Source organism: Sphaerisporangium fuscum, assembly GCF_018531465.1.
GTDB lineage: Bacteria > Actinomycetota > Actinomycetes > Streptosporangiales > Streptosporangiaceae > Sphaerisporangium > Sphaerisporangium fuscum.
Window position 1 is genome coordinate 38,854 of record NZ_JAHDTF010000051.1, and the last position, 10,564, is coordinate 49,417.

General features: G+C 70.2%; 5 protein-coding genes. 3 read left to right on the plus strand and 2 right to left on the minus strand.

The window, feature by feature from the left end:
- Positions 1-3 precede the first annotated feature (3 nt).
- From KIK05_RS43530 to KIK05_RS43540, 3 genes are read left to right on the plus strand one after another with little or no spacing between them, the layout of a single operon-like run.
- The gene (locus KIK05_RS43530; protein ID WP_214416784.1) at positions 4-2,100 is read left to right on the plus strand and encodes an extracellular solute-binding protein; all 2,097 of its coding nucleotides are present in this window, start codon (positions 4-6) and stop codon (positions 2,098-2,100) included.
- Positions 2,101-2,110: 10 nt separating this feature from the next.
- Entirely contained in the window at positions 2,111-4,057 is a 1,947-nt protein-coding gene (locus tag KIK05_RS43535) for an Ig domain-containing protein (protein WP_214416785.1), read from the plus strand.
- A gap of 56 nt (positions 4,058-4,113) precedes the next feature.
- Positions 4,114-7,404, plus strand: coding sequence for a discoidin domain-containing protein (locus KIK05_RS43540; RefSeq protein ID WP_214416786.1), 3,291 nt, complete (start codon positions 4,114-4,116; stop codon positions 7,402-7,404).
- Between the two features lie 66 nt (positions 7,405-7,470).
- On the opposite strand, the gene KIK05_RS43545 is transcribed toward KIK05_RS43540, so the two are convergent.
- Together KIK05_RS43545 and KIK05_RS43550 are read right to left on the minus strand one after the other, a co-directional pair.
- On the minus strand, positions 7,471-8,565 hold the full coding sequence (locus KIK05_RS43545; RefSeq protein WP_214416787.1) for an NAD(P)/FAD-dependent oxidoreductase: 1,095 nt from the start codon (positions 8,563-8,565) through the stop codon (positions 7,471-7,473).
- A 202-nt stretch (positions 8,566-8,767) separates the two neighbouring features.
- A partial coding sequence (locus KIK05_RS43550; protein ID WP_214416788.1) for a flavin monoamine oxidase family protein occupies positions 8,768-10,564 on the minus strand: 1,797 nt, incomplete at its 5' end.

The window sequence follows — 10,564 nt, forward strand, 5'->3', positions numbered from 1 at the left end:
GCGATGAACGGTGCACCACTCGGACGGCGCGCCCTGATCTGCATGGGCGGGCTGGCCGCCCTCGGAGCGGCCGCGGCGGCCTGCGGCGGCTCCGGCGCGGAGACGGGCACGCGGCTGCAGTTCATGTACTGGGGCTCGACGTTCGAGCGGCAGGCCGTGGAGAGGATGCTCAAGTCCTTCGAGGCCGGGCACCGCGGGGTCCAGGTCCGCCCGCTCTACACCCCCGACGAGTACGACGCGAAGCTCAACACGCTCGTCGCCGGAGGCCGGACGCCGGACGTCGGCTACGTGCCCATGACGATGTCGTTCCGCCTGGCCGAACAGGGCAGGCTGGTCGACCTCTTCCCGTACCTGAAGAAGTATCCGCAGCTGGCGGGCTATCTCCCGGACGCCTACCTGTGGTACGGCAGGGACCGCCTGCACGGGGTGGCGACGGCCAACGAGGTGATGCTGCTCTGGTACAGCAGGCCGGCGGCCGCCGAGGCCGGCGTGACCCCACCCGCCACGGCCGAGCAGGCGTGGACCTGGGACCGGCTGGTCGAGAACGCCTACAAGCTCACCGTCGACCAGAACGGCAGGCATCCCGACGAGTCCGGCTTCGACCCCAAGAGGGTCAGGCAGTTCGGGATCTCCTGCAGCTTCACCTACGGCGCCGCCTGGTACGGCTTCCTGCGCGGCAACGGCGCGGACTTCGTCGACGAGAAGGGGACCCGGTGCCTGCTCGACACCCCCGAGGCGATCGAGGTCTTCCAGAACCTCCAGGACCTCGTCCACAAGCACCGCGTCGCCCCCGGGCCCGGGCAGCTCGCCGCCACCGGGCAGGACGTGCCCGGCACCGACATCCTGCTGAAGACCAAGCGGGTCGCCATGGTCGTCGACGGCCACTGGAGCCTGCTCGACATGAACGAGAGCAAGGTCGACTACGGCATCGCGGTGCTGCCGAAGTACCAGGAGCCGTACACGACCACGCAGGTCGCGGGCGCCTCTTCCGTCTTCGCCGCCTCCGAGCACGTCGAGGAGGCGGTGGAGCTGCTCGCCTTCCACAACGACCCCCGGTACGTGGACCTGTTCAAGCAGGGGCTGTGGATGCCGCAGGAGAAGAAGTACTACGAGGACCCGGCCGCCGTGGACTCCTGGACGAAGAACCCGCTCCACCCGCCGGAGTTCCGGACCGCCGTGGTCGACTACGCCCGCGACCACGGCGTCCCCGACCTGCGCAACCGGGTGCCCCACGGCGGCGTCGCCCCGGCGGCCCCGGCGCGGCCCCGCGGGCCCTGGCGCAAGGCGCTGGTCTACCTGGCCCTGACCGCGGGCGCCCTGCCCACCCTGCTGCCGTTCGTGTGGCTGGTGCGCAGCGCCCTGATGCGCGACGACCAGATGTTCCTCGCGCCCCCCGAATGGATCCCCCGGTCGTTCGCGTGGGACAACTTCAGCGGCGCGCTCACCGCCCAGCCGTTCGGCCTGTACTTCGCCAACACCGTGATCATCGCCGTGATCACGGTCATCGGCACCGTGCTCACCTGCTCGATCGCGGCGTTCAGCTTCTCGCGGCTGCGCTGGCGCGGCCGCGACGTGGTCTTCGCGCTCCTGCTGAGCGGCGTCATGCTGCCCTACGCGGTGACGATCATCCCGACGTTCGTCATGTGGCAGAAGCTCGGTGCCCTGGACACCTTCGTCCCGCTCACCGTCCCCGCGTGGTTCGCCGGCGCCGGCGGGGGAGTGTTCAACGTCTTCCTGCTCAGGCAGTTCTTCCTCACCATCCCCTTCGAGCTCGACGAGGCCGCCTACATCGACGGCGCGTCACCCTGGCGGGTGTACTGGACGATCGTCATGCCGCTGTCGAAACCGGCGATCATCGTGGTCACGATCTTCACGTTCATCGGCAGCTGGAACGACTTCCTCGGCCCGCTGCTCTACCTCCAGGACCAGGACAGATACACCCTGTCCCTCGGCCTGGCGTCCTTCCAGAGCGTCTTCATCACCCAGTGGGGCTACCTGATGGCGGCGTCGGCGGCCGTCATCGCCCCCATCGTCGCGCTGTTCTTCGTCCTCCAGCGCTACTTCATCGAGGGTGTCACCCTCACCGGTATCAAGAACTGAGGCCACAGCCATGAAACGAGCGGTCATCCCCTTATCAGCCACCCTCGCCGCCGTCGCCGCGTCCACGCTGGTCGCCGCGCCGGCGGCGCACGCCGCCCCCGCCGTCCAGGTCGTCGACATGTTCGGCCGCACGGTCAACGACTACGGCGTCAAGCTGGTCGACTGGCAGGGGTACATCGCCAACCCCTACGTCGAGCTCACCGTGCGGCCGCCGCAGGGCGTTCCGTACCCGGTCACCGTGGACCTGAAGGCCGAGGGCACCTCCCGGCTGATGATGGACCTGCCCAGCCGGCTCACCGCCACCGGCGCCACCAAGACCCTCACCTTCGCAAGCGCCTCCGACCAGAAGACGTTCAAGCTCGCCATCCACTCCAAGCGCGGGCCGGGCGCCGACGAGCAGTACACCCTGAGGCTCACCACCAGGGCCGCCGACAACTCCTCCTCCCAGCAGACCATGCCGATCCGCGTCCAGCAGGACGAGAAGACCGCGATCGAGCCGAGCATCCCGATCACCTTCGACTACCGCTACGACACCGTCACCGGCTACTTCTCCGACCCGGCCTTCCGGACGGCCGCCGAGGAGGCCGTCAAGGACTGGTTCAGGTTCTTCGACATGCAGCCGTTCGACACCGTGGCGGCCGGGGCGGAGACCGACCACCTGCCGGGCAACGACTGGCAGAACGAGATCACCGTCACCAACAACACGGCCTACAACGGCATGTACGTGTTCTTCCGCGGCATCCAGAGCCCGTACTCCACCGGCTACCCGTCCGCCAACGGCAAGTACCACACCAGGAACGGTCAGCAGGTCCCCGGCCCGATCCACCGCTCCACCGCCATGATCTTCGAGTACGACGAGGCCAACAAGAAGCTGTTCACCTCCCTGGCGGACGAGGACTGGTACAAGACCGACATCCAGGGCTCGGTGCTCGACGTCTACGGCCTGGTCATGCACGAGTACGGCCACGCCGTCGCCTACCACAGCGACTGGGCCGGGATGAACAAGTACGTGAGCACGGGCGGGGCCGACGACCAGGAGGTCATCGACTACCAGGGCCGCGCCGTCCCGCTGGACGGCAGCTATCACATCCCGGGCGACCAGCCGTACTGGGACCGCATCAGCGGCCAGAACGGCGGCTGGACGCACGTGTTCCCCACCCGCAGGTGGATGCCGACCAAGCTCAGCCTGCTGATCGCCGAGAACGCCGGCTGGAAGCTGAACCGCGATCTCACCCCGTTCCTGAAGCCCGCGATCGTCACCACGAGCCTGCCGCAGGCCACCGCCGGGCAGGCCTACCAGCAGACGCTGGCGGCCAAGGGCGGTGTCCCGTTCTACGACTGGCGCGTCACCGGCGGCGCGCTCCCCGCGGGGCTCACCCTCGACAGGTTCACCGGCACGATCGGCGGCACCCCCACCGCCGCCGCCGGCACCTACTCCTTCACCGTCGAACTGCGCGACTACGACAAGACGAGCACCCCGGTGACCAGGACGTTCCAGCTCACCGTCGGTGGCGGGACACCGGCGCCCGGCAACCTGGCCCGATCGGCGACCGCGTCGGCGTCCTACACCTCCTCATGGGAGAGCGTCGCGGCGGTGAACGACGGCGTCGAGCCGCCGTCGTCCGACGACACGGTGAACCCGCGCTGGGGCTGCTGGCCGCAGACCGGGCAGCAGTGGGTGGACCTGACCTGGCCCTCGGCGCAGACGCTGAGCAAGGCCGAGGTGTACTTCTTCGACGACGACCAGGGCATCGACATGCCCGCGTCGTGGAAGCTGCAGTACTGGAACGGCAGCGCCTACGTGGACGTGCCCGGCGCGGGCGCGTACACGCTGAACAAGGACCAGTACAACAGCGTCGCCTTCACTCCCACCGGCACCACCAGGCTGCGGGTGCTGCTCACCGGCAACGGGAGCAGTTCGGTCGGCCTGCTGGAGGTCAAGGCCTACGGCTCCTGACGGCAGGCCGCCCGAGACCTCCTCCGCCCCCCACCTCTGATCGGAAACGCCCTGTCATGAGAAGAATCGTCATGGCCCTGCTGCTCGTCGCGGGGTTACTCGTCGCCGGTGCTCCGGCGCAGGCCGCCCAGACCATCGGCTTCCCGACGTTCACCGGCCCCGCGGTCCCCGCGGCCCCGGTGTCCTACACCACCGGCGACATGATGAAGGCGATCTACGACGCCGAGAGCGGCGGCACCGACTTCTGGATGGACCGGCTGCTCGCCCGCTCCGGCGACGACCCCGCCGGCACCTGGCTCATGTCGCGCGGCCGGGCGCTGTTCATGAAGACCCACGACCCGGCCAAGCTCGGCTTCGGCGGTCACGTGGCCTACTGGGAGAGCATCAGCGACAAGGACGCCTACACCGTCGCGATCTCCCCGGGCACCTTCACCGAGCAGGTGGCCTCCCGCTGGCAGGCGCCGAGCCACTACAAGAGCGTGCACACCAGCGGCTCGATCACGGTGAACCAGACCAAGTTCATCACCGGCAGCAACGTCGCCGTCACCAACCTGGCGATCAAGAACGGCGGGAGCTCCTCCACCACGCTGCAGCTGCGGGTCACCTCGCCGTACGCGACCTCCGGCAGCGGCAGCGAGCTCACCGGGCAGGTCAACGCCTACAACAACCTCACCACGATCTACCCCCGGCTCACAGGTGACGGCTTCACGGTGTCCAGCGGCGGCCTCAACAGGTCGGTGACGATCGCCGCCGGGGCCACGGTGACGGTCAAGGTCGTGATGGGCTTCGTCACCAACGAGATCCCCGAGTCGCTGACCGAGTACAACGCCTACGCCGGCTACTCGGCCGCGACCGCGTTCGCCACGCACGTCAAGGCGTACAACCTGTGGTGGGCGCAGAACGTGCCCTACATCGACGTGCCCGAGCCGGCGATCAAGAAGAACATCTACTACCGCTGGTGGCTGATGCGCTTCAACAACCTCGACGCCGACATCCCCGGGCAGACCTTCCAGTTCCCGACCTCCGTCGAGGGCGCGCTCGGCTACAACAACGCCATCGCGCTCACCCAGCCCATGCACATCGACGACCTGAAGTACCTGCGCAACCCGATGTACGCCTACGGCGACTGGCTGAGCGTCGGCCAGGTGTCCAAGGGCGGTCGTTTCGTGGACAATCCGGGCGACCCGGAGAACTGGTCCAACAGCTACACGCAGTACATCGCCGAGGCCGCGTGGAAGAGCTACCAGATCCACGGTGGCCAGCCCGGCATCGCCGCCAACCTCGCCCACTACGCCGAGGGCGACGTGAAGGGCCAGCTCGCCTACTACGACCACGACGACAACAAGCTGATCGAGTACGACTGGGGCGCCCTGACCGGCAACGACGCCGACGCCGTCTCCTTCCACTGGAAGAGCGGCAACATGGACCGCACCGAGTCGGCCTACCAGTACAGCGGCGCGCTGGCCGCCGCGCAGGCCTACGAGGCGATCGGGAACACCGCCAAGGCCACCGAGATGCGCAACCTGGCCTCCCACATCCAGAGCGCCATCGTCAACGTGCTGTGGAACCCCGGCCACCAGCTGTTCGAGCACCGGCTGAAGTCGACCAACGAGTGGGTGCCCTGGAAGGAGATCAACAACTACTACCCGTTCTCCGTGGGCGCCGTGCCGAACACCTCGACCTACAAGCAGGCCCTGCGCCTGTTCGACGACCCGGCCGAGTACCCGATCTTCCCGTTCTACACCGCCAACCAGGTGGACAAGGCGGCCGCGGCCGCGGCGGGCTCGCCGGGCTCCAACAACTTCTCCACCATCAACTCCACCGTCCAGTTCCGGCTCTACTCCTCGGTGCTGCGCAACTACCCCAACTCCTGGATGACCGCCACCGACTACAAGAAGCTGCTGTACTGGAACGCCTGGGCGCAGTACGTCAACGGCAACACCCAGTGGCCCGACGCCAACGAGTTCTGGGCCGACTGGAACGGCTCGTCGATCACCTACCGGTCCTGGATCCACCACAACATCCTCGGCAGCAGCAACTGGACCGTGATCGAGGACGTCGCCGGCCTGCGCCCGCGCAACGACGCCAAGATCGAGCTGTCGCCGATCGACATCGGCTGGCCCAACTTCACCGTCAACAACCTGCGCTACCGCAACGCCGACCTGACCATCGTCTGGGACGACCCGGCGGACGGCGTGGTGCGCTACCCGGGCGTGCCCGAAGGGTACTCGATCTTCGTCAACGGCAGCCGGGTCGCCACCGTCGGCTCGCTGGTGCCGTTCACCTATGACCCGGCCACCGGCACCGTCACCACCAGCGGCACGGTCACCTACAGCAAGGCGGCCCCCGGGCTGCAGGCGCCGGCCCAGGTCGTGCAGAGCGACCCGCGCATGGTCGACATGCTGGCCAAGGCGGGTGTGGACCTGACCGCCGACCTGACGAACCTCGCCTCCGGCGCGAGCGTCTCGGCGTCCTACACCGCCTCCGGCGCCACCGCCGCCGGCGCCGTGGACGGCTACCCGACCAACGAGCCGTTCTGGGGCGCCGCGGGGTCGCCCAACGGCCAGGACTGGTACGAGGTGAACTTCGGCGCTGCCCGGACGCTCAACGAGGTACGCCTCTACTTCAAGGACAGCCGCCCGGCCGACGGCACCTACCGGGCGCCGTCGGCGTACGACATCCAGTACTACAACGGCACCTCGTGGGTCGGCGTCCCCGGCCAGGCCAAGACCCCGTCCGCGCCGAGGGCCAACTACAACCTGGTGACGTTCCCGTCGATCAGCGCGCAGCGGGTGCGGGTGCTCGCCACCAACGCCTCCGGCGCCAAGACCGGCCTCACCGAGATCAAGATCTTCAACCGGGGCGGCACCCAGCAGCCCCCGAGCACCAACCTGGCGCGGTCGGCGACCGCGTCGGCGTCGTACACCTCCGACTGGGAGAGCGTCGCGGCGGTGAACGACGGCGTCGAGCCGCCGTCGTCCGACGACACGGTGAACCCGCGCTGGGGCTGCTGGCCGCAGACCGGGCAGCAGTGGGTGGACCTGACCTGGCCCTCGGCGCAGACGCTGAGCAAGGCCGAGGTGTACTTCTTCGACGACGACCAGGGCATCGACATGCCCGCGTCGTGGAAGCTGCAGTACTGGAACGGCAGCGCCTACGTGGACGTGCCCGGCGCGGGCGCGTACACGCTGAACAAGGACCAGTACAACAGCGTCGCCTTCACTCCCACCGGCACCACCAGGCTGCGGGTGCTGCTCACCGGCAACGGGAGCAGTTCGGTCGGCCTGCTGGAGGTCAAGGCCTACGGCCCGTCATCCGTCACGGCGAAGGCCACGAAGCACGCGTAGCGGCGCCGTGAACCGGGTTGCGGGACGTACGGCCTCGCCGCACACCGTCCCGCAACCCGGTAGCGGTCAGAAACGCCCGGGGGAGAAGGGGGTGACGTCGAGGGGCGGGGTTCCGCCCGTCACCAGGCAGGCGGCGAGGTGGCCGGCGTACGGGCCGGCGGTCAGGCCGTAGGCGCTCAGGCCCGTCGCCACCACGACGCCGTCCCCGAGCCGGCCGAGCAGGGGACGGCCGTCGGCGGTGGCCGGGCGCAGGCCCACGCGGGTCTCGACGACGGTCGCGGCGCCGAGGCCCGGCGCGAGCCGCACGGCCCCGGACAGCACCTCGGCGAGGCCCGCCGTGGTCACCCGGGGATCGAACCCGGCCTCCTCCCGGGTCGCGCCGAAGACGACGCGCGAGCCGGGGAAGCCCAGCAGGTACGGGCCGCGCCGGGGCAGCACGAGCGGCCAGCCGGCGGTCTCCACCCCCGGGAGCACGGCGTGGGCGATCTGCCCGCGCAGCGGCCGCACGGGCAGGTCGGCGCCGAGCGGCCGGCACACCTCGCCGGTCCAGGCGCCGGCGGCCACCACCACGGCGTCCGCCTCCAGAGGAGAGCCGTCCAGCAGGGCCGTGCCGGAGGAGGTGAGGGCGGCCGTGCCGGTGAGCAGGCGCGCGCCGCGACGGACGGCGGCCCGTAGCAGCACGTCGCGGACGACCTGCCCGTCGACGCGGGCCGCGCCGGCGAGGTACAGCGCGGCGAGGTCCGGGGCGAGCGGCGGGAACAGCCCGGCCGGCCGGTCGGCCACGCTGATCTCGCCCATCTCGGGGGCCTCCGGCCGCCTGCCGCGCAGCAGGGCCTCGTCGGGCACCAGTTCGGCCGGGCTGTCGCCCACCAGCAGCGCTCCCACCCGGGCGTGGCTGGTCTCCGGCTCGCCGTCCTCCGCCAGCAGCTCGGCGAGGTGGTCGTAGTAGAGGGCGCCCTCGCGGGCCAGGGCGTACCAGGCGTCGTCGCCTTCGTGGTCGACCCAGGGGCAGACGATGCCGGCGCCCGCGTCGGTCGCCTGTCCCGCGTCGTGCCGGTCGACAACGGTCACCGCGACCCCCTGCCGGCTCAGGTGATACGCCGTACTTGCCCCGACTATCCCGTTTCCGATGACTACAACCCGATTTGCCTGATTCGCCATGTCTGAATGATCGCAAAAAGCCCGGCGAAACCCCAGGCCGGCTCTCATCCGGAGGTGACCCGGACGGCGGGGCGGACGCCGCCGGGGCCGCCCCGCCGTCCATGGGCTCAGTGGCGGGGCCGCGAGGGGCTCGTCTCCGCCGGAGGACCCGTGACCGGCGTTCTGCTCGCGGACGGCGGCCGGACGGCCGGGGACGTCACGCTCAGCCGTTGACCTCCAGGGCCGCGCGGACGGCGGACTCCAGCGAGCCCTCGATCCAGGCGTGCTTCAGCGAGGTGTGCTCCCCGGCGAAGTGCAGCGGACCCTCGGGAACCGCGATGGCGGGGTGGATCTCGGTCATCTGCCCGGGGGTGAAGACGGCCGCCTCCCCGAACGCGTAGCGGTTGCGCAGCCAGCTCTGCGTCTGGCCGTGACCGGTGTAGAACTCGGCGATCCGGTCGCCGTGCACCTCCTGCAGGCCGCGCAGCGCGTACCCGTACCGCTCCCGGTCGTCCATGGAGTCCCAGCGGGAGGCGTCGTCGGCCCACACGTAGCTGGCCAGCACCACCCCGCCCTCGCTTCCCGGCACCCGGTGGGAGGGGTAGTACATGAACCGGTTGGCGTTGTCGGCCACCGAGCCGCCGCCGGTGACGTGGGTCGGCGTGCCCGGACGGTAGCGCCCGCCGAGCTCGCGCCTCCAGTCGTCCTCGTCGAACTCCCACCAGCGACGGCGGAACTCCAGCAGGACCTTGGTCGCCGAGTCGTAGTGCAGCTCCATGATCGCCCGCCGCTTGCGGTAGGACAGGGCCGGAGTGATCTCCACGTGCCGCAGCGCCGGGAACGGGATCGTGATGATCGCGACGTCGCCCTCGAAGGTCTCGGCGGGCCGCTGCGGGGCGGAGGAGGAGTCGTCGCTGCCCTTCTCGCTCACCGTCTCGATGCGGACGTGCCCTCGCGAGGTGTCGATGCGAAGGGCTCGGCGGTCCATGCGGATCTCCTCGCGCAGGCCCGCCTCCAGCTTGTACGGAAGCTGCCTGCTGCCCCCGGTCATCTCCCAGTAGGTGGCGGCCGGGTTCACCAGGCTCCGGGTGAGGAAGGTGTGCATGAACGCCAGCGGCAGCCGCGAGGTGAGGTTCTCCAGGGTGCCGATGGCGTCGATCGCCGCGTCGCTCAGCTTGGCGTGCTCGGTCAGGAAGCGGTTCATGGAGTAGCCGTCGAACTCGTACAGCACCCGCGCCCAGCCCTTGATCAGCTCGGGCAGCGGCTTGTCCACCCGGGTGGAGCCGTGGCGCACGGAGATCAGGTCACGCACCGGGTCGAGCGCCTCGTCGAGGATCCGCGCGGCAGTTCGGCGGTCGTGCAGCCCGAACGAGGCGTTGATCCTCCGCGGGTCGGCGGCGTACTCGTCGCGGCGCTGGGAGATCCCGTTGACGTGGATCCAGGTGTGGTCGAGCCGCGCCGGGGCCTCGTACTTCCCCCGGGGCGGGGCGGAGCGCCACACCTTGCCGTGCCGGGAGGTGTAGACGACCGGGGGGATCGGCCCGCTCGGCTCCGCGCCCGGCCGCACGTCGACGTTGTAGAACGGGCGGCGCGGGATGCCGAGCCTGTCGACCAGCGCCAGCGTGAGCGGGTGGAAGTCGGGCAGGCGCATCGCGCCCGCCTCGGCGTACTGCAGGGGGTCGGCGAAGCCGGTCTGGAAGGTCTTGATCCGGCCGCCGACGCGGTTGCCGTTGGCCTCGATCACCGTGACCTTGTGGCCCGCCCGCTTCAGCAGCGTGGCCGCCGCCAGCCCCGCGATGCCCGCGCCGACGATCAGCACCCGCTTGGGGGAGCGGGCCTTCGGCAGGCCGTTGTCGATGAGCACCCGGAGGTACTCCAGCTTGAGATCGGCGTCGTCCTCGCCGACGAGCAGCAGGTCGCGGGCCACCCGCACGCAGGTGTTCCAGCGGCCCGCGTCGTGCGGCGCGCCGGCGGGCCGCGCCGGGGCCGCGGTGGCCGGGACGGCGGGGGCCGCCGCCAC